Source organism: Streptomyces sp. NPDC004539 (assembly GCF_040610055.1).
Classification (GTDB): domain Bacteria; phylum Actinomycetota; class Actinomycetes; order Streptomycetales; family Streptomycetaceae; genus Streptomyces.
This window is the reverse complement of the sequence record NZ_JBEXLS010000027.1, coordinates 139,303-158,118: the sequence shown is the minus strand read 5'-3', so window position 1 is coordinate 158,118 and position 18,816 is coordinate 139,303. Positions and strand designations below refer to the sequence as shown.

General features: G+C 70.8%; 19 protein-coding genes. 10 read left to right on the top strand and 9 right to left on the bottom strand.

Annotation, left to right across the window (positions count from 1 at the left end):
- From ABZX85_RS40085 to ABZX85_RS40060, 6 genes are all read left to right on the top strand, one after another.
- Positions 1-576: phosphatidylglycerol lysyltransferase domain-containing protein (locus ABZX85_RS40085; RefSeq protein WP_355880603.1), on the top strand; the 576-nt coding region annotated here is incomplete at its 5' end.
- Between the two features lie 219 nt (positions 577-795).
- Positions 796-1,692: a dihydropteroate synthase gene (gene folP, locus ABZX85_RS40080; RefSeq protein WP_355880600.1), complete on the top strand. Its 897-nt coding sequence runs from the start codon at positions 796-798 to the stop codon at positions 1,690-1,692.
- A complete protein-coding gene (locus ABZX85_RS40075; protein ID WP_355880597.1) occupies positions 1,689-2,201 on the top strand; it encodes a nuclear transport factor 2 family protein in 513 nt (170 codons plus the stop codon). The genes folP and ABZX85_RS40075 overlap by 4 nt, the downstream gene beginning before the upstream one ends.
- A 262-nt stretch (positions 2,202-2,463) precedes the next feature.
- Complete coding sequence (gene folB / locus ABZX85_RS40070; RefSeq protein ID WP_355880594.1) at positions 2,464-2,823, top strand: dihydroneopterin aldolase; 360 nt, start codon at positions 2,464-2,466, stop codon at positions 2,821-2,823.
- Positions 2,820-3,416: a 2-amino-4-hydroxy-6-hydroxymethyldihydropteridine diphosphokinase gene (gene folK / locus ABZX85_RS40065; protein ID WP_355880591.1), complete on the top strand. Its 597-nt coding sequence runs from the start codon at positions 2,820-2,822 to the stop codon at positions 3,414-3,416. The genes folB and folK overlap by 4 nt, the downstream gene beginning before the upstream one ends.
- Before the next feature lie 72 nt (positions 3,417-3,488).
- The gene (locus ABZX85_RS40060) at positions 3,489-3,980 is read left to right on the top strand and encodes a DUF3180 domain-containing protein (protein WP_355880589.1); all 492 of its coding nucleotides are present in this window, start codon (positions 3,489-3,491) and stop codon (positions 3,978-3,980) included.
- Between the two features lie 4 nt (positions 3,981-3,984).
- On the opposite strand, the gene ABZX85_RS40055 is transcribed toward ABZX85_RS40060, so the two are convergent.
- The 7 genes from ABZX85_RS40055 to dacB all read right to left on the bottom strand — a co-directional run bounded on the left by ABZX85_RS40055 (position 3,985) and on the right by dacB (position 12,587).
- Positions 3,985-4,587 (bottom strand): hypothetical protein, encoded by a 603-nt coding sequence (locus tag ABZX85_RS40055; protein ID WP_355880586.1) that lies wholly within the window; start codon positions 4,585-4,587, stop codon positions 3,985-3,987.
- 385 nt (positions 4,588-4,972) lie between these two features.
- Positions 4,973-5,578, bottom strand: coding sequence for a GTP cyclohydrolase I FolE (gene folE, locus ABZX85_RS40050; protein ID WP_355880583.1), 606 nt, complete (start codon positions 5,576-5,578; stop codon positions 4,973-4,975).
- Positions 5,579-5,701: 123 nt separating this feature from the next.
- Positions 5,702-7,741: an ATP-dependent zinc metalloprotease FtsH gene (ftsH, locus tag ABZX85_RS40045; RefSeq protein ID WP_355880631.1), complete on the bottom strand. Its 2,040-nt coding sequence runs from the start codon at positions 7,739-7,741 to the stop codon at positions 5,702-5,704.
- Between the two features lie 173 nt (positions 7,742-7,914).
- Positions 7,915-8,475, bottom strand: a complete 561-nt coding sequence (gene hpt / locus ABZX85_RS40040) for a hypoxanthine phosphoribosyltransferase (protein ID WP_055724789.1) — start codon at positions 8,473-8,475, stop codon at positions 7,915-7,917.
- A 52-nt stretch (positions 8,476-8,527) separates the two neighbouring features.
- Positions 8,528-9,553 (bottom strand): tRNA lysidine(34) synthetase TilS, encoded by a 1,026-nt coding sequence (gene tilS, locus ABZX85_RS40035; protein ID WP_355880580.1) that lies wholly within the window; start codon positions 9,551-9,553, stop codon positions 8,528-8,530.
- Positions 9,554-9,732: 179 nt separating this feature from the next.
- Positions 9,733-10,860, bottom strand: a complete 1,128-nt coding sequence (locus tag ABZX85_RS40030; RefSeq protein ID WP_355880577.1) for a zinc-dependent metalloprotease — start codon at positions 10,858-10,860, stop codon at positions 9,733-9,735.
- Positions 10,861-10,952: 92 nt separating this feature from the next.
- Positions 10,953-12,587: a D-alanyl-D-alanine carboxypeptidase/D-alanyl-D-alanine-endopeptidase gene (dacB, locus tag ABZX85_RS40025; RefSeq protein ID WP_355880627.1), complete on the bottom strand. Its 1,635-nt coding sequence runs from the start codon at positions 12,585-12,587 to the stop codon at positions 10,953-10,955.
- A gap of 79 nt (positions 12,588-12,666) precedes the next feature.
- Between dacB and ABZX85_RS40020 the strand changes: the two genes are divergently transcribed.
- Both ABZX85_RS40020 and ABZX85_RS40015 read left to right on the top strand, forming a co-directional pair.
- The gene (locus ABZX85_RS40020) at positions 12,667-13,158 is read left to right on the top strand and encodes an inorganic diphosphatase (protein WP_109363348.1); all 492 of its coding nucleotides are present in this window, start codon (positions 12,667-12,669) and stop codon (positions 13,156-13,158) included.
- Positions 13,159-13,268: 110 nt separating this feature from the next.
- The gene (locus ABZX85_RS40015; protein ID WP_355880575.1) at positions 13,269-14,888 is read left to right on the top strand and encodes a threonine/serine exporter family protein; all 1,620 of its coding nucleotides are present in this window, start codon (positions 13,269-13,271) and stop codon (positions 14,886-14,888) included.
- A 21-nt stretch (positions 14,889-14,909) separates the two neighbouring features.
- Here the strand turns inward: ABZX85_RS40015 and ABZX85_RS40010 are convergent, their stop codons facing one another.
- Positions 14,910-15,833 carry a VTT domain-containing protein gene (locus tag ABZX85_RS40010; RefSeq protein WP_355880624.1) on the bottom strand — a complete coding sequence of 308 codons (924 nt, stop codon included), beginning with the start codon at positions 15,831-15,833 and terminating at the stop codon, positions 14,910-14,912.
- Between the two features lie 168 nt (positions 15,834-16,001).
- On the opposite strand from ABZX85_RS40010, the gene ABZX85_RS40005 reads away from it, so the two are divergent.
- On the top strand, positions 16,002-16,367 hold the full coding sequence (locus tag ABZX85_RS40005) for a YbjQ family protein (protein WP_355880572.1): 366 nt from the start codon (positions 16,002-16,004) through the stop codon (positions 16,365-16,367).
- 142 nt (positions 16,368-16,509) lie between these two features.
- Here ABZX85_RS40005 and ABZX85_RS40000 read toward each other — a convergent pair whose 3' ends face one another.
- Positions 16,510-17,271 carry a MerR family transcriptional regulator gene (locus ABZX85_RS40000; RefSeq protein ID WP_355880569.1) on the bottom strand — a complete coding sequence of 254 codons (762 nt, stop codon included), beginning with the start codon at positions 17,269-17,271 and terminating at the stop codon, positions 16,510-16,512.
- 130 nt (positions 17,272-17,401) lie between these two features.
- Here ABZX85_RS40000 and ABZX85_RS39995 point away from each other — a divergent pair, with 130 nt between their 5' ends.
- On the top strand, positions 17,402-18,811 hold the full coding sequence (locus tag ABZX85_RS39995; RefSeq protein WP_355880567.1) for a glutamate decarboxylase: 1,410 nt from the start codon (positions 17,402-17,404) through the stop codon (positions 18,809-18,811).
- Positions 18,812-18,816: the final 5 nt, after the last annotated feature.

Here is an 18,816-nt window from a genome sequence, read left to right as displayed (position 1 = left end):
GCCCTCGGCCGCATCGGCGACCCCACCGACGGCGACTGCCTCATCGCCACCGCCCACAAACCCGACGACCCCACCGACACCTACGGCGACCTCAAAGCCATCCTCCACTTCGTGCCCTGGGGCGAGGACGGCGCCTCCCTCGACCTGATGCGCCGCGACCGCTCCGCCGACCCCGGCATGAACGAACTCCTCATCGTCGCCGCCCTCCAGGCAGCCCCCAAATTCGGCATCACCCGCGTGTCGCTCAACTTCGCGATGTTCCGCTCCGCCCTCGCCCGCGGCGAGAAGATCGGCGCCGGCCCCGTCCTCCGCGCCTGGCGCGGCCTCCTCGTCTTCCTCTCCCGCTGGTTCCAGATCGAATCCCTCTACAAATTCAACGCCAAATTCCAGCCCCGCTGGGAACCCCGCTTCGTCGTCTACCGCAACTCCGCCGACCTCCCCCGCATCGGCTTCGCCGCCATGCAGGCCGAAGGCTTCGTCGACCTCGCCATCCCGCTGCCTCGGTTCCTCCGCCGCAGCCCCGCCCCCGCCCGTCCCTGCGCCCACGTGGCCGAGCGGGACGTCAGGGCGGCGTAGGACGGGACAGTTCCGTCGAAACGGCGGCGTCGCGACGATACGGTTTCGTCGCGACGCTGCCGTTTCGCGTCACGACGACCCCGTCCCGTTCCGACGAAACGGCCCCGTCCCGTCGACACCCTTCCGTCACGACGACACGACCCCGTCCCGACGTCCCCCACCAGCACTCCACTCCCCCGACCGGCACCCCCCGTTCCCCCCGGGGCCTACGCTGAACGCATGAGCAAGCAACGCGGACGCGGACGGGTCACCGGGCTCCCGGAATGGGACCGGTGCGCGGTGATGGGCGTCGTGAACGTCACCCCGGACTCCTTCTCCGACGGCGGTCGCTGGTTCGACACGACGGCCGGCGTGAAACGCGGCCTGGACCTGGTCGCCGAGGGCGCGGACCTGGTGGACGTCGGCGGCGAGTCGACGCGTCCCGGAGCACGCCGGGTGGACGAGGACGAGGAGCTGCGCCGGGTCGTCCCGGTGGTGCGCGGGCTGGCCTCCGAGGGCGTCGTGGTCTCCGTCGACACGATGCGCGCGTCCGTCGCCGAGCAGGCCCTCGCCGCGGGCGCGGCCCTGGTGAACGACGTGAGCGGCGGCCTCGCCGACCCCGCGATGATCCCGGTGATCGCGGCCTCCGGCGCCCCCTTCGTCGTCATGCACTGGCGCGGCTTCCTGGAGGGCTCGACGATCCACGGGGTGTACGAGGACGTCGTCGCCGAGGTCATGGACGAGCTGCACGCGCGCGTGGACGCCGTGCTCGCGGGCGGGGTCGCGCCGGACCGGATCGTCGTCGACCCGGGGCTCGGCTTCTCCAAGGAGACCGAGCACGACCTGGTCCTCCTCGCCCACCTGGACCGGCTGCACGCCCTGGGCCACCCCTTCCTCGTCGCGGCCTCCCGCAAGCGCTTCCTGGGCCGCGTCCTGGCCGGCCCCGAGGGCGCCCCGCCCCCCGCGCGCGAGCGGGACGCGGCGACGGCGGCGGTCTCCGCGCTCGCGGCACAGGCGGGCGCCTGGGCCGTCCGGGTCCACGAGGTCAGGGCCACCGCCGACGCCGTACGCGTCACCAGCGCCATCGAGGGCGCCCGTACCGGCCGGCCCGCGCGGGACGCGGAAGGAGACCGGTGAGCGCGCCCCACACCGACGTCGAGCAGGTCGAGGCCGCCAACACGGCGTTCTACGAGGCGCTGGAGAGCGGCGACTTCGACGCGGTGTCGGCGTTCTGGCTCACCCCGTCCGACCTGGGGGTCGACGAGGAGTACCACGACCCGGCGGACACCGGGGTGGTGTCCTGCGTGCACCCGGGGTGGCCGGTGCTGACCGGGCGGGGCGAGGTGCTGCGGTCGTACGCGCTCATCATGGCGAACACCGACTACATCCAGTTCTTCCTGACCGACGTGCACGTGTCGGTGACCGGGGACACCGCCCTGGTGACGTGCTCGGAGAACATCCTCTCCGGCGGTCCCGCACCGGCCGCCGGGGAGGAGCTGGGCCCGCTGGTCGGCCAGGTCGTCGTCGCCACGAACGTCTTCCGCCGCACCCCGGACGGCTGGAAACTCTGGTCCCACCACGCCTCCCCGGTCCTCGCGGAGAACGAGGACGAACCGGACGACGAGGACGACGAACCGGCTTCCTGAGACGAGATCCGGACCACAGGCCCCCCACAGGGAGCAAGAAGTGGTTGGAATCACGAACCCGTGGGTAGGGGCGGCTACCGACCCGTCAGCGGCCGGGACGGTCAAGGGAGTCGACGAAGCGCTCCCTCGCCCCCGGCCCGGCCCCGCGCCCGCCGCGGACCGGCGCTGTCAGTGCTCGCGGGTAGATTCGCATCGAGGCCGGTGAGCCGCTCGCGCAGAGCGGTGGCCGGCCCCCGACCGACGACTTGCAGGAGTGATTCGCGTGGATCGTGTCGCGCTGCGCGGCCTGAAGGCCCGTGGGCACCACGGCGTGTTCCCGAAGGAACGCGAGGAGGGCCAGACCTTCGTCGTGGACCTCGTGCTGGGCCTGGACACCCGCCCGGCCGCCGCCTCCGACGACCTGGCGAAGACCGTGCACTACGGCGTCGTGGCCGAGGAGGTCGTGGCCGTCGTCCAGGGCGAGCCGGTCGACCTGATCGAGACGCTCGCCGAGCGCATCGCGCAGACCTGCCTGAAGCACGACGGGGTCGAGGAGGTCGAGGTCTGCGTCCACAAGCCGGACGCCCCGATCACGGTCCCCTTCGACGACGTGACGATCACGATCACCCGGAGCCGCGTATGAAGCCGCCAGCCGACCCCACCGTCCAGCCGGTGCCCGCGTCCGTCGTCGAGCGGGTCGACGCCGCCGACACGACGCTGCACAACCCCCAGTGGGCCGTCCTGTCCCTCGGCTCGAACCTGGGCAACCGCCTGGAGACCCTCCAGGGCGCCATCGACGCCCTGGAGGACACCCCGGGCCTGCGGATCAAGGCCGTCTCCCCGGTGTACGAGACGGAGCCGTGGGGCGTCGACCCGGCGAGCCAGCCGTCGTACTTCAACGCGGTGGTCGTCCTGAAGACGACGCTGCCCCCGTCGTCCCTCCTGGAGCGGGCGCACGCGGTGGAGGAGGCGTTCGACCGGGTCCGCGCGGACCGCTGGGGCGCGCGCACGCTGGACGTCGACATCGTGTCGTACGCGGAGGTCGTGGACGACGACCCGCGCCTGACCCTCCCGCACCCCCGCGCGCACGAACGCGCGTTCGTCCTGGCCCCCTGGTACGACGTCGATCCGGACGCCAAGCTGCCCGGCCGCGGCGCGGTCGCGGAGCTGCTCGGCGAGGTCGGCCGAGAAGGTGTCGTCCCCCGCGCGGACCTGGAACTCCACCTGCCCGCGTAGTCGTTAAGGTCGGTGACGACACTGCGTCCGCGGGAGGCTCCCGCGGACCCCCGGGGGAGCCGAAGGGACACCGTGAGAGAGCTGCGCATCAGGGTGCTGGCCGGCGTGTTCGCCGTCGCCGCGATCCTCTCGTGGGCGGGCGCCCGCCTGTGGAACTCCCTCGGGACCCTCCCCAGCGTGCCGCTGGCCGCCCCCATCGTGCTCGCCCTGATCGCGGCCGTCCTGCTGGCCACCGCGCTCTCGCTGCGCGCCCGCCTCAGGGCCCAGCGCGAGCGCCGCCCCGGCGCCAAGGGCGTCGACCCGATGATGGCCGCCCGCGCGGTCGTCTTCGGCCAGGCCAGCGCCCTGGTCACCGCCCTCGTCGCCGGCATCTACGGCGGCGTCGGCATCTTCCTCCTGGAGTACCTCGACCTCCCCGCCCGCCGCGACCAGGCCATCTACGCCGGCTTCTCCGTCCTCGCGGGCATCGCCGTCATCCTCGCCGCAATCTTCCTCGAACGCGTCTGCCGCCTCCCGGAGGACGACGACAGGGCGAACGGCAACGGAGCGCCCTCGGCGGCCTGAGCCGTCACCAGGGCTGCCGCGCCAGATGGCCGTTGACCAGAAAGCCGGGGTACGGGTCGAGGCGGTAGCTGTAGAAGGTGAAGGGCTTGTCCCCGGCACCACGCCGCCGCACCTCGTGCACCTGGGTCCAGGCGGACTCCTTGAGGTGAAGCGAGTGCCGCTCGGGCCGGAAAGTGCCCCGCGCGGGCCAGCTGTCGGCCACGACGAGCGCTGACGCTTTCCCGTTGGTACGGGGCGTGAACCCGGCTCCGACGATCTGTGCCAGTTCCGCGAGGAAACCCACGTTGGCACTGACCAGAACCCGGGCAGGCCACCTCTTGATCTGGCAGCCGTCACCGTCTCGGTAGCCGTCGAGGAAACCGTCGAAGGTCTCCCTGTCACGCAGCACCACGCGAGGGAATCTCTGCCGCATGTGGTGTGCGTCTCCGCCGACGAACTGCCTCACCACATCGGCCAGGTACGACGAGACCACCCGGACCCGGAAACCGGGAACATCCCGCTGGAGGTAACCGGAAGGGCGCGTCACCGGCTCCAGACGGGCGGGCAGACCCGTTGCCGCCGTGAGACACGCCGCGTAACGCGCTGCGAACGCCTCGTCGTTGACCACCAACGACACGTAGTTCCTGCCGACCGTCCCGTCGGAACAATTGGCGCCCAGAAAATACCCGAACTCGTAGCCAGGCGTCAGAGTCAGCCGCTCGCGGCACAGCTTCCGCGCGTGCGTCCAGGAAAGGACGGGTCTCCTCGGCATCTCGCGCATGGACCCAGCCGTCAGGCGTGCCCGACAACTAGACGGTGAACGGTGGTCTGCACGGTGCGCTCTCCGTCCAGCGTCCAGAGTCGGCAGCCTTCGCTCACGTCGCGTGCTCGCACTCGCCCGCCGACACCGTTCACCGTCTGGTTGCTGGGCAGTCCGTACGTCACCGCGCCCCCCTTGATCAGCGGTCACCGCCACTGATCAAGGACGTTATCGGGCGCCACTGACAATCGACTCAGCGCGCCAGTATCAGGCTCATCGCCTCGGCACGGGTCGTGGCGTCCCGGAGCTGACCGCGCACCGCCGATGTCGTGGTCTTGGCACCCGGCTTCCGGATGCCCCTCACCGACATGCACATGTGCTCGGCCTCGATGACGACGATCGCACCCCTCGCGTCGAGAATCCGCACGAGGGAGTCGGCTATCTGAGTGGTGAGTCGTTCCTGCACCTGGGGACGGCGGGCGAACACCTCGACGAGACGGGCCAGTTTCGACAGACCGGTGATCTTTCCGGTCTCCGCCGGGATGTATCCGACGTGGGCCACGCCGTGGAACGGCAACAGATGATGCTCACACAGCGAGACGATCTCGATGCCCTTCACCAGGACCATCTCGTCATGCCCCAGGTCGAACGTCGTCGTCAGCACGTCCTCGGGCTTCTGCCACAGACCGGCCAGAATCTCCCGGTACGCCCGCGCCACCCGCCCCGGCGTCTCCCTGAGCCCCTCGCGGTCCGGGTCCTCGCCGACCGCGAGGAGGAGTTCGCGTACGGCGTTCTCGGCGCGCTTCTCGTCGAACTCGCCGATGGTGCCCTCACCGTCCAGCGTCACGGGGTCGGTCATGTGGCTGCCTCGTTCCTGTGCGGGTCGCGCGTGTGGGTCACGCACCTGAGCTGCGGGCATACGAAAACGCCGCGCCCCCCAGGCTAGATCCTGGGGGGCGCGGCATCCATTTCGGGACCGGCGTCAGCCGTCGGTGCGGTCCTCGGTGACCGGGGTCGCCGCCGGGGCGGCTTCGGTGGCCGTGGCCTTGGCGGTGATCGCCGCGGCCGAGGAGCCGTTGGTGCCGTTCGTCAGGGCGAGCTCCTTGGGGGAGAGCACCGGCGGACGGGTCGACGGGGTGCGCCGGGAGGAGCCGGTCCACGCGGGGCGCGCGGGCCGCTTGTGGATCGCGGAGAAGATCTCGGCGATCTCCTCCTTGCCCAGCGTCTCCTTCTCCAGCAGGGCGAGGACGAGGTTGTCGAGGACGTCGCGGTTCTCCACCAGGATTTCCCAGGCTTCGTTATGCGCGTTCTCGATCAGTTTCTTGACCTCTTCGTCCACCAGCGCGGCGACCTCTTCCGAGTAGTCGCGCTGGTGAGACATCTCACGGCCGAGGAACGGCTCGCTGTTGTCGCCGCCGAACTTGATGGCGCCGAGCCGCTCGGTCATGCCGTACTGGGTGACCATCGCGCGGGCCGTGGCCGTGGCCTTCTCGATGTCGTTCGAGGCGCCCGTGGTCGGGTCGTGGAAGACCAGTTCCTCGGCCGCCCGGCCGCCCAGCATGTAGGCGAGCTGGTCGAGCATCTCGTTGCGGGTGGTGGAGTACTTGTCCTCGTCCGGGAGCACCATCGTGTAGCCCAGGGCGCGGCCCCGGGACAGGATCGTGATCTTGTGGACGGGGTCGGAGTTCGGGGAGGCCGCCGCGACCAGGGCGTGTCCGCCCTCGTGGTACGCGGTGATCTTCTTCTCCTTGTCCGACATGATCCGGGTCCGCTTCTGCGGGCCCGCGACCACACGGTCGATCGCCTCGTCGAGCGACGCGTTGTCGATGAGCTTCTTGTCGCTGCGGGCGGTGAGCAGGGCGGCCTCGTTGAGGACGTTGCTCAGGTCCGCGCCGGTGAAGCCCGGGGTGCGGCGGGCGACCGCCGCGAGGTCGACGTCGGGCGCGACCGGCTTGCCCTTCTGGTGGACCTTGAGGATCTCCAGACGGCCCTGGAGGTCCGGCGGGTCGACCGCGATCTGCCGGTCGAAGCGGCCCGGGCGCAGCAGCGCCGGGTCGAGGATGTCGGGCCGGTTCGTCGCGGCGATGAGGATCACGCCGCCCTTGACGTCGAAGCCGTCCATCTCGACGAGCAGCTGGTTCAGCGTCTGCTCGCGCTCGTCGTGGCCACCGCCGAGGCCGGCGCCGCGGTGGCGGCCGACCGCGTCGATCTCGTCGACGAAGACGATCGCCGGGGCGTTCGCCTTGGCCTGCTCGAAGAGGTCACGGACCCGGGAGGCACCGACGCCGACGAACATCTCGACGAAGTCGGAACCCGAGATCGAGTAGAAGGGGACGCCCGCCTCGCCGGCGACGGCGCGCGCGAGGAGCGTCTTGCCGGTGCCGGGACGGCCGTAGAGGAGCACGCCCTTGGGAATCTTGGCGCCGACGGCCTGGAACTTGGCCGGCTCCTGGAGGAACTCCTTGATCTCGTGCAGCTCCTCGACCGCCTCGTCGCACCCCGCGACGTCCGCGAACGTCGTCTTCGGGGTGTCCTTGGTGATGAGCTTGGCCTTCGACTTGCCGAAGTTCATCACCCGGGAGCCGCCGCCCTGCATCTGATTCATCAGGAACAGGAAGACGACGACGATGAGGACGAAGGGGAGCAGGGAGAGCAGGATGCCGACGAACGCGTTCTGCTTGGTCGGCGAGACGGTGTAACCGTCGGGGATCTGCTTGTCCTGGTACTTGCTCTGTAGCGTGCTGGCGATGGTCACGCCCTGGTCGCCGATGTAGCTCGCCTGGATCTTCGAGCTGCCCTTGATCTTCACGCCGTCTTTGAGCGTCGCCTTGACGGTCTGCTCGTCACCGGTGGTGATCTTGACCGACTCGACCTGATTGTTGTTGATCGCCTGGACGACCTGGCCTGTGTCCACCGTCTTGTAGCCGCCGGACGAGCCGACGACCTGCATCAACACGACCACGGCAAGGACGGCCAGCACGATCCACATGACCGGCCCACGGAAGTATCGCTTCACGTCCATCCACACGGAGCGGTGCCGCCCCGTCCCTCCTGCCATAGTGAGTTTGATAAGACAGTTCTTCCGACGGTACCCCAGCCTGGGCGGCCACAGCCGCACTCAGGACCCGGCAGTGCCGTCTGCATGCTCCAACGGCGCGAATCCCGCTGGGGTTCCCGAAAACCTCGTACGAGGTTTCAGCCGCCGTAGACGTGGGGCGCGAGCGTACCGACGAACGGGAGGTTGCGGTACTTCTCGGCGTAGTCGAGGCCGTAGCCGACGACGAACTCGTTCGGGATGTCGAAACCGACCCACTCGACGTCGATGGCGACCTTGGCCGCGTCCGGCTTGCGCAGCAGCGTGCACACCTTCAGGGACTCGGGCTCGCGCGAGCCGAGGTTCGACAGCAGCCACGACAGGGTCAGGCCGGAGTCGATGATGTCCTCGACGATCAGGACGTGCCGTCCCTTGATGTCGGTGTCGAGGTCCTTGAGGATGCGCACGACGCCGGAGGACTGGGTGCCCGCGCCGTACGAGGACACCGCCATCCAGTCCATCGTGACGGGGGTGGACAGGGCGCGCGCGAGGTCGGCCATGACCATCACCGCGCCCTTGAGGACGCCGACGATGAGCAGGTCCTTGCCCGCGTACTCCGCGTCGATCTTGGCGGCCAGCTCGACGAGCTTGGCGTCGATCTCTTCCTTGCTGATGAGCACCTGCTGGAGGTCGGCACCCATGTCTTTCGCGTCCACCCGCATCACTTTCGTCGCTCGTCCCACCGGCCACCACCCCCTGGAGGAGGGGCGGGGATCAGCTCTGCCGGATGACCAGTCTGCCACCCTGCCGCTGGGCGACCACCTTGCCCGGCAGGTTGATGGCCTTCTGGCCGCGCCAGCCGGTGATCAGCCGGTCGATCTCCTCGATGTGCCGGGCGAAGAGCGAACCGGCCGGGGCGCCCGCCTCGATGGCCGCGGCGCGCAGGATGCGGCGGCGTACGGCTGGCGGCAGGGCGTAGAGCTTGGCGCACTCCAGGAGGCCCGCCGCGTCCCGTACGGACGCCTCGGCCTGGCGGGCCCAGGTGTCGAGGGCGTCGGCGTCGTCCCGGGAGAGCTGGGCGGTGCGGGCGAGCGCCTCGACGACGCCCTTGCCGAGGGCCTTCTCCAGGGCGGGGAGGCCCTCGTGCCGCAGGCGGGAGCGGGTGTAGGCCGGGTCGGCGTTGTGCGGGTCGTCCCAGACGGGCAGTGACTGGACGAGGCACGCCTTGCGCGCGGTCTGCCGGTCGAGCTCCAGGAAGGGGCGCCGGTAACGGCCGCCGGCCCCCGAGACCGCGGCCATGCCCGACAGGGAGCGGATTCCGGAGCCGCGCGCGAGGCCGAGCAGGACGGTTTCGGCCTGGTCGTCGCGGGTGTGGCCGAGGAGGACGGCGCGGGCGCCGTGGCGGTCGGCGGCGACGTCCAGGGCGGCGTAGCGGGCGTCCCGCGCGGCGGCTTCGGGGCCGCCCTCGCGGCCGACCGTGACGGCGGTGGAGTCGACGGGGTCGAGGCCGAGTTCGCGCAGGCGGGAGACGACTTCGCGGGCGCGTTCGGCGGAGCCGGTCTGGAGGCCGTGGTCGACGGTGATGCCGCCCGCGCGCAGGCCGAGGCGGGGGGCTTCGAAGGAGAGGGCGGAGGCGAGCGCCATGGAGTCGGCGCCGCCGGAGCAGGCCACCAGGACGAGGGGTGGGGAGGGGGGCGCGGGGTGTTCGTCGGGGATTTCGTTGAGGATTTCGTTGAGGATGTCGTTGAGTACGCGGCGGACCGCCAGGCGTATCGCCGCGACCGCAGGATGGGGACCCATGTCCGGTTCCCTTCATGAAGTTTTTTCGGGGGGGGGTGCACCCGAGCTATGTCACTCAGAGTGTGTAGATGGTGACAGAACCCGGCCGTTCCCCGAGCATTGCACGCCTTCCGGTGGCTCACGGTCCCTCGGACGGGTGATTGAAGCGGCGTTTTCCTGCCGTCGGTCCGCGCGTCGGGTCACATGTCCGCCTTGCGGTGCACTCGGGCGACCCAGTCGGCGGGCTTGGCGATCTCCGTCTTCGTGGGAAGCGTGTTCGGGGACGTCCACACGCGGTTGAAGCCGTCCATGCCGACCTGGTCGACGACCGCGCGGACGAAGCGTTCGCCGTCGCGGTACTGCTTCATCTTCGCGTCCAGGCCGAGCAGCCGGCGCAGCGCGATGTCGAGGCGGGAGGCGCCCTTGGCGCGGCGCTGCTGGAACTTCTCGCGGATCTCCGCGACGGTCGGGACGACCTCGGGGCCCACGCCGTCCATCACGAAGTCGGCGTGCCCTTCGAGCAGGGACATCACGGCCGTCAGGCGGGCCAGGATCTCCCGCTGGGCGGGTGACTGGACCAGCTCGACCAGCGAGCGTCCGCCGTCGTCCTCCTCGCCCTCCGGGCGGCCCCCGGCGAGCGACTGGGCGGCCTCCCGGATGCGCTCCAGGAACGTCGACGGGTCGACGTCCGTCTCGCCGAGGAACGACTGGATCTCGCCCTCAAGATGGTCGCGCAGCCAGGGGACGGCCGAGAACTGGGTGCGGTGCGTCTCCTCGTGGAGGCAGACCCAGAGCCGGAAGTCGTGCGGGTCGACGTCCAGTTCGCGTTCCACGTGGACGATGTTGGGGGCGACCAGCAGGAGTCTGCCGCCGCCGTTCGCGCCGGCCGGGAGGTCCTTCGTCGCCGGGGCGAAGGTCTCGTACTGGCCGAGGACCCGGGACGACAGGAACGACAGCAGCATGCCCAGTTCCACGCCGGTGACCTTGCCGCCGACCGCGCCCAGGACCGCGCCGCCGGGTGAACTGCCGCGCCGCTCCTGCATCTTGTCGAGCAGGGGCTTGAGGATCTCGCGGAAGCCCGCGACGTTCGCCCGCACCCAGCCCGGGCGGTCCACCACCAGTACGGGGGTGTCGTGCAGATCCTCGGACCCCATCCGGGTGAACCCCCGGACGTGCCCCTCCGACGCCTTCGCGTACCGCCGTAGCTCCGCCACGACCTTCCGCGCCTCGTCCCGGCTCACCTCGGGGCCGGGCCGCACGAGTCTCGTCGCGGTCGCCACGGCCAGATTCCAGTCGACCATCCCGGAAGAAGCACCGATGCTCGTCATGCCGTCAACCGTACGTGAGGGGTCGGCCAAGGGGCAGTGTGTGGAGGAGGGGAGGGGCAGGTGGGGTGCCTTCCCCGGTCCCGGACGGCGTCTCAGCCGCAGCCGCAGCCCGCCAGCGCCGACGCCGCCCTGTCCAGGGCCCCCTGGGCAGCCCCGGCGTCCGTCGTGTCCGAGGCGAGGAAGGCGAAGGCGAGCTGGCGGCCCTCTCGGTCGACGACGGTGCCGGCCAGGGCGTTGACGCCGGTCAGGGTGCCCGTCTTGGCGCGGACGACGCCGGCCGCGGCGTTGGTGTAGCGGGTGCTCAGCGTGCCGGTGAAGCCGGCGATGGGGAGGCCCGTCAGGACGGGGCGGAGGTCGGGGTGGGCGGGGGAGGCCGCGGTGACCAGGAGGGACGTCAGGAGGTTGGTCGTGAGGCGGTCGGCTCTGTCCAGTCCGCTTCCGTCTTTGATCGAAACGCCCGCTACAGGGAGGCCGAGTTTCTTCAACTGGGCCGTGATCGCCGTACCGGCGCCGGCGAAGTCGGGGCGGACGCCGGTGGCGAGGGCGGTGTGGCGGGCGAGGGACTCAGCGATGTCGTTGTCGCTGTTGGTCAGCATGCGCTCGACGAGCGCGGAGAGCGGCGGCGAGCTGACGGTGGCGAGGGTCTGCGCGCGGGCGGTCGCCTTCGAGGGACCGGGCGCCTTCGTCGCGATCCCTTCGGCCTCCAGGAACCCCGCGAACCTCGCCGTCGCGTCGGCCGCCGGATCGGGCACCCGATCGACCTCCCCCCGCGTCGAGTCGTCGGGCCGTCCCTCGTCGGCGGTGAGCGGGGTGACCCGCGCGAGGTTGCCGTTGTTACCGATGACGTGGAGATCGGGACCGGCGTACAGGGTGGTGTCGTACGACAGCGTCACGTCGGTGAGGTTGCGCTTCTTGAGGGCGGCGGCCGTCGACTTGGCGAGGGTGCGCAGGCTTGCCCAGCCCTGCGCGTCCGCGCGCGCGGTGAGCGTCGGGTCGCCGCCGCCGACGAGGACGAGCTCACGGGTGTCGGGTTCGAGGGCCGCCCGGGTGACGAGGCGGTGGTCGGGCCCCATCGCGGAGAGCGCGGCGACGGCCGTGGCGATCTTGGTGGTGGAGGCGGGGGTGAGCGGGACGGCCGGGCCGGCGCCGTACAGGAGCTTGCCGGTGGAGACGTCGACGACCGCGGCGGCGCGGCGGGAGCCGAGGGCCGGGTCGGCCAGGAGGGGGCCGAGAACGGCAGTGAGGGCCCCTGTGGCGGGCGCGGGGGCCTTGGCGGTCCCCGCGGCGCTCCCGAGGCCCGCGAGGACGGAGAGGGCGCTGGGAGCCGGTTTCGGCGCCTGGGGCGTCGTCCCGGAGGAGCCGGCCGGGCCCCCGCCGTGGTCCGCGCCGCCGAGCGCGGCGGCGTGCTCGCGCTCGGCCGTGCGCTGGCCGCTGGAGTCCCACGGGCCCGCGAGGGTCGCCGCGCCGACGGCGAGCGCGAGGCCGGCGCCGGCCGCGCCCGCGCTGTAGCGCCAGGTCCGCCGGGGCGAGACCTCGGCGGCCTTCGCGAGATGCGGCTTCGCGGCCTTGAGCACCTTGGCGACGTGCGGGGAGACCGCCCGCGCGGCCCGTCCCACCTGGGGCCGCGCCTTCTCCACCGCCTTGGCGAGACGGGGGCGTACGGCCCCCGCGACCCGCTCCACATGCGGTCGCGCGGCCTGCCACGGTCTCAGCTCCACCACGACCACCAGCCCCTTTCGCGACCACACATCGGCGTGAGGGACACTTAACCACCCGAAGTACATGCTGATCATGGAGGAGCCACCGGTGGAGTTCGACGTCACGATCGAGATCCCGAAGGGTTCGCGCAACAAGTACGAGGTGGACCACGAGACCGGTCGAATCCGTCTGGACCGCCGGCTCTTCACCTCGACCGCCTACCCGACCGACTACGGCTTCGTCGAGAACACCCTCGGCGAGGACGGCGACCCGCTGGACGCGCTCGTCATCCTGGACGAACCGACGTTCCCGGGCTGCCTCATCAAGTGCCGCGCGATCGGCATGTTCCGGATGACGGACGAGGCCGGCGGCGACGACAAGCTGCTGTGCGTCCCGGCGACCGACCCGCGCGTGGAGCACCTGCGTGACATCCACCACGTCTCGGAGTTCGACCGCCTGGAGATCCAGCACTTCTTCGAGGTCTACAAGGACCTGGAGCCCGGCAAGTCCGTCGAGGGCGCCGACTGGGTCGGCCGTACCGAGGCCGAGGCCGAGATCGAGCGGTCCTACAAGCGTTTCCAGGACCAGGGCGGCCACTGAGCATCCCGTAGCGAGAAGGGCCGCGCGCGTGCGTACGCGTGCGGCCCTTCTCGCTGTCTGTGCGCATACTGAGGCCCTACGGAAGGTGTCGTTCCAGGGAGCGTTTCTCAGTGTCGGAGCCGGTGTACGACCCGGAGATCACCTCCGAGTTCGCCCTCCCCGCAGGGCTCGACGTCCCCAGGGCGAGCGAGTCGGAGACCACGTCGGAGTTCGCCGTCCCGGCGGGCCTGGACGCCCCGCAGCCGCCCCCCGAGCCGGAGGGCTCGGCGTTCAGCACCCCGCACACCTACAGCGCCCAGGACGCCCCGCCCGCGTTCACCCCGGCGGGCGGCGTCCCCCTGGTCAGCCTGACGAAGGACGCGCCCTGGCAGGACCGGATGCGGACGATGCTGCGCATGCCGGTGACCGAGCGGCCCGCCCCGGATACGGCGCCGAAGCCCCCGGACGACGGCGGACCGGCCGTCCCGCGCGTGCTGGACCTGACGCTGCGCATCGGGGAGCTGCTGCTGGCCGGCGGGGAGGGCGCGGAGGACGTGGAGGCCGCGATGTTCGCGGTGTGCCGGTCGTACGGGCTCGACCGGTGCGAGCCGAACGTCACCTTCACGCTCGTGTCGATCTCCTACCAGCCGTCCCTGGTCGAGGACCCGGTGACCGCGACGCGGATCGTGCGGCGCCGGGGGACCGACTACACGCGTCTGGCGGCCGTCTTCCGGCTCGTCGGGGACCTCAGCGACCCCGAGGCGCATCTGAGCCTGGAGGAGGCGTACCGGCGCCTCGCGGAGATACGCCGCAACCGGCACCCGTACCCGACGTGGGTGCTGACGTCCGCGAGCGGGCTGCTCGCGGGGGCGGCGGCCGTGCTCGTCGGGGGCGGGGCGCTGGTGTTCGTCGCCGCCGCTCTGGGGGCCGTGCTCGGGGACCGGCTGGCGTGGCTGCTGGCGGGGCGCGGGCTGCCGGAGTTCTACCAGTTCCTCGTCGCCGCGCTGCCGCCCGCCGGGATCGGGGTGGCGCTCACGCTCGCGCACGTCGACGTCGCCGCGTCCGCCGTCATCACCGGCGGGCTGTTCGCGCTGCTGCCGGGGCGGGCGCTGGTGGCGGGGGTGCAGGACGGGCTCACCGGGTACTACATCACCGCCGCCGCGCGGCTCCTGGAGGTCCTGTACTTCTTCGTCGGCATCGTCGTCGGGGTGCTCGCGGTGCTCTACGTCGCCGTCAGCCTGAACGCGCATCTCAACCCGGACGCCGCGCTCGTCTCGGCCGACCGGCCCGGCTGGCAGATCGGGGCGGCGATGCTGCTGTCGCTGACCTTCGCGGTGCTGCTCCAGCAGGAGCGCTCGACGGTGCTGGCCGCGACGCTCAACGGTGGTGTCGCGTGGTGCGTGTACGGGGCGATGCATCACGTCGGGGAGGTGTCGGCGGTGGTGTCGACGGCCGCCGCGGCCGGGCTGGTCGGGCTGTTCGGGCAGTTGCTCGCGCGCTACCGGTTCACGTCTGCCCTGCCGTACACGACCGCCGCCATCGGGCCCCTGCTGCCCGGGTCCGCCACCTACTTCGGGCTGCTGTCGATCGCGCAGCACGAGGTGGACCGGGGGCTGGTGGGGCTGTCGAAGGCGGCGGCCCTGGCGATGGCGATCGCCATCGGGGTCAATCTGGGGTCGGAGATCTCGCGGCTGTTCCTGCGGGTGTCCGTGGAGAAGCGGAAGTCCGCGAAGCGCACGCGCGGGTTCTGATCCCGGGGCGGCCCCGGGGGCTCAGCCCTGGGGGTAGCCGTTCTGGGAGTAGCCCTGCTGCTGGCCGGGCTGCTGGGGCTGGTACGGGTACTGCTGGCCGTCGCCGTAGTAGCCGCCGCCCTGCTGGGCGCCGTACGCCTGCTGCTGTTGCGGCTGGCCGCCGTAGTACTGGCCGTTGCCGTGTCCGTTGCCGCCGTTGTCGTACGGCTGCTGCTGGGGCTGGGCGTCCGACTGCGGGATGCGGCGCAGCTGGGTCGTCGCGTCGTCCATCTGCTGCTGCGGGGCCTGGAACGGGGGCTGCTGGGCGGGCTGTTCGGCCGCCGCGCGCTTCTTCTTGGAGCGCTCGCGGAGGAACTCGATGATGATCGGGACGACCGACAGCAGGACGATCAGGATGAGGATCGACTCGACGTTCGTCCGGATGAACTCGATCTGGCCGAGCCAGTAGCCGGCGAGCGTGACACCGGAGCCCCAGGCGATGCCGCCGATGATGTTGTACGACAGGAATGTGCGGTACTTCATACGGCCGGCGCCGGCGACGATCGGGGCGAACGTCCGGACGATCGGGACGAAGCGGGCCAGGACGATCGCCTTGGGGCCGAACTTCTCCATGAACTCGTGCGCCTTGTCCAGGTTCTCCTTCTTGAAGAGCTTGGAGTTGGGGCGGCTGAAGAGTTTCGGCCCGAGGAACTTGCCGATCATGTAACCGACTTGGTCACCGATGATCGCGGCGGCCACGATGAGCGTGCAGACCAGCCACAGGGGCTCGCTGATGTACTTGCCCTGGGCCACGAAGAGGCCCGCCGTGAACAGCAGGGAGTCACCCGGGAGGAAGGCGAACAGTCCGGACTCGGCGAAGACGATGAGCAGAATGCCCGGCAGGGCGAACGTCTCGATCAGGTAATCCGGGCTGAGCCACTCGGGGCCGAGCGCAAGCGTGGTCACCGTGTTCACGGGGATGTGGCTCCTGCTGTGAGGTACGAAACTGGCGGGGTGCGGTTCCGGGGTGCGGTTCGGGACCGCAGTCCCAAAGTATCAACGCAGCCGACTCGGGCCAGGTTCCAGGCGGGTCCCCAGGATGCACTGTGCGGACGCTGGGGCAAAGCTGTGGACATGAGTATCGAGGACTACGGCGGCGGGCAGGGACCTCAGCCGGACGTATTGGTCGTGACCACGAACGATGTGCCCGGATATCGGGTGGAACAGGTGATCGGCGAGGTCTTCGGCCTCACGGTCCGCTCCCGCCATCTCGGCAGCCAGATCGGCGCGGGCCTGAAATCGCTCATCGGCGGCGAGCTGAAGGGACTGACCAAAACGCTGGTCGAGACCCGCAACGAGGCGATGCAGCGCCTGATCGAACAGGCACACGCGCGCGGGGCGAACGCGGTCCTCGCGTTCCGCTTCGACGTGACGGAGGCGGCGGACGTGGGGACGGAGGTGTGCGCGTACGGGACGGCGGTAGTGCTGGCGCGGGAGTAAGGGGGAGGTGGGGGTGCGCGGGCGGCTGCGGGTCGTATGTGGTCGCAAAAGACGGCGGTGCACCCGCGTTTTTCAGGGGCGCGGGGAACTGCGCGAACGGCCACGACGCACCCGCAGCCGCCCGCGCACAGAACCCCCCGCGCTACTCGGCGTGCCGTCCCGCGTTCGCCCTGATCGCCGCCCGCAGGTGCTCCGCCACCCCTTCCCCCATCCCGTCGTAGTACGCCCTGAACCGCTCGTCGGAGACGTACATGTCCGCGAAACAGACATGCAGCTCGTAGGGACAGTCGAAGTACCAGGCACCGATGTGCCGCCGGTGCTCCTCGGCCAGCGCCGTCGCCGCGTCGCTCTCGGGGCCCGTCCCCGCGGCGACCAGGGCGGCGTAGCGGGCCTCCCAGGCGTCGGTCTCGGACTTGATGCGCTGCCAGTCCTCCTTGGTGTAGCGGGACGTACGGCGCGCGCTCTCGGCGTACGTGTCGGTGCCGCCCCAGCGCCGGGCGGCCTCGTCGGCGTACCGGTCGGGGTCCTTGTCGCCGAAGACCTCGAAGCGTTCCTCGGGGGTGAGATCGATGCCTGTCATGCGTGCCTCCAGGGCGTGTCGGACGGCGGCGGCCATTTTCTGGAGCCGGTCGATGCGCGCGGCCAGCAGATCGCGCTGGCGGCGGAGATGGTCGGCGGGGTCGGTGTCGGGGTCGTCGAGGAGGGTGGCGATCTCGTCGAGGGGGAAACCGAGCTCCCGGTAGAACAGGAGCCGCTGGAGCCGGTCGAGGTCGGCGTCGGTGTAGCGGCGGTGGCCGGTGGGGGTGCGGGCGCTCGGCGGCAGGATGCCGATCGCGTCGTAGTGGTGGAGGGTGCGGACGGTGACGCCCGCGAACCCGGCCACCTGTCCCACGGAGTGGTGCACGTCCGGCTCCTGTCTCTCTCGGTCGGGATTCACTGTGACTCCTCACGTTGCGTGAGGTTCAAGTCTCTTTTCGGGAACCAGGCATTCGGGATGAACGTTCACAGAGCAGACGAGCAGGTGGGAGGCGGTCATGGCGTTGCATGAGGGCCCGGGGAAGCACGAGGAGCGGCCGTTGTCGGTGAACCCGTTCTTCGGGGAGGCCGATCCGGTCGGCGGGATGACCGAGGCGCCCCCGAAACACCGGCTCGCCGACGGCCCGACGGCCCCCTCGACGGCGTACCAGCTGGTGCACGACGAGCTGATGCTGGACGGCAACTCCCGCCTGAATCTGGCCACGTTCGTGACGACGTGGATGGAGCCCCAGGCGACGGCCCTGATGGCCGAGTGCCGCGACAAGAACATGATCGACAAGGACGAGTACCCGCGGACGGCGGAGCTGGAGCGCCGCTGCGTGGCGATGCTGGCGGACCTGTGGAACGCGCCGGACCCCTCCGCCGCCGTCGGCTGTTCGACGACCGGGTCGAGCGAGGCGTGCATGCTCGCCGGGATGGCGCTCAAGCGGCGTTGGGCGGCGCGCAACGCGGACCGCTATCCGGGGTCGGCGCGGCCGAATCTCGTCATGGGGGTCAACGTCCAGGTCTGCTGGGAGAAGTTCTGCAACTTCTGGGAGGTGGAGGCGCGGCAGGTGCCGATGGAGGGGGACCGGTTCCATCTGGACCCGCAGGCGGCGGCCGAGCTGTGCGACGAGAACACGATCGGGGTCGTCGGCATCCTGGGCTCGACGTTCGACGGTTCGTACGAGCCGATCGCGGAGCTGTGCGCGGCGCTGGACGCGTTGCAGGAGCGGACCGGCCTCGATGTGCCGGTGCATGTCGACGGGGCGTCGGGCGGCATGGTCGCGCCGTTCCTCGACGAGGACCTGGTGTGGGACTTCCGGCTGCCCCGGGTGGCGTCGATCAACACCTCCGGGCACAAGTACGGGCTGGTGTACCCGGGGGTGGGGTGGGCGCTGTGGCGGGACAAGGAGGCGCTGCCGGAGGAGCTGGTGTTCCGGGTGAACTACCTGGGCGGTGACATGCCGACGTTCGCGCTGAACTTCTCCCGCCCCGGCGCGCAGGTCGTCGCCCAGTACTACTCGTTCCTGCGGCTCGGGCGGGACGGTTACCGCGCGGTCCAGCAGTCCACGCGGGACGTCGCGCGGGGCCTCGCCGGGCGGATCGAGTCACTCGGGGACTTCCGGCTCCTCACACGCGGGGACGAACTGCCGGTCTTCGCCCTCACGACCGCCGAGCACGTCACGTCGTACGACGTCTTCGACGTGTCCCGGCGGCTTCGGGAGAGCGGGTGGCTGGTGCCGGCCTACACGTTTCCGGCCAACCGGCAGGACCTGTCGGTGCTGCGCGTCGTCTGCCGCAACGGCTTCTCCCAGGACCTCGCCGAGCTGTTCTTCGAGGACCTCAGCAGACTGGTGCCGGAGCTTCGGAGGCTGCCGCATCCCCTGACGTGGGACAAGGAGGCGGCGACCGGGTTCCACCACTGAGGCCG

Excerpts from the sequence above, each read along its gene's own strand:
- tilS (WP_355880580.1), bottom strand. The coding sequence starts at position 9,553 with ATGGGTCCCCATCCTGCGGTCGCGGCGATACGCCTGGCGGTCCGCCGC.
- ABZX85_RS40030 (WP_355880577.1), bottom strand. The coding sequence starts at position 10,860 with ATGACGAGCATCGGTGCTTCTTCCGGGATGGTCGACTGGAATCTGGCC.
- ftsH (WP_355880631.1), bottom strand. The coding sequence starts at position 7,741 with ATGGACGTGAAGCGATACTTCCGTGGGCCGGTCATGTGGATCGTGCTG.
- hpt (WP_055724789.1), bottom strand. The coding sequence starts at position 8,475 with ATGCGGGTGGACGCGAAAGACATGGGTGCCGACCTCCAGCAGGTGCTC.
- folP (WP_355880600.1), top strand. The coding sequence starts at position 796 with ATGAGCAAGCAACGCGGACGCGGACGGGTCACCGGGCTCCCGGAATGG.
- ABZX85_RS40005 (WP_355880572.1), top strand. The coding sequence starts at position 16,002 with ATGAGTATCGAGGACTACGGCGGCGGGCAGGGACCTCAGCCGGACGTA.
- folE (WP_355880583.1), bottom strand. The coding sequence starts at position 5,578 with ATGACCGACCCCGTGACGCTGGACGGTGAGGGCACCATCGGCGAGTTC.
- ABZX85_RS39995 (WP_355880567.1), top strand. The coding sequence starts at position 17,402 with ATGGCGTTGCATGAGGGCCCGGGGAAGCACGAGGAGCGGCCGTTGTCG.
- folK (WP_355880591.1), top strand. The coding sequence starts at position 2,820 with ATGAAGCCGCCAGCCGACCCCACCGTCCAGCCGGTGCCCGCGTCCGTC.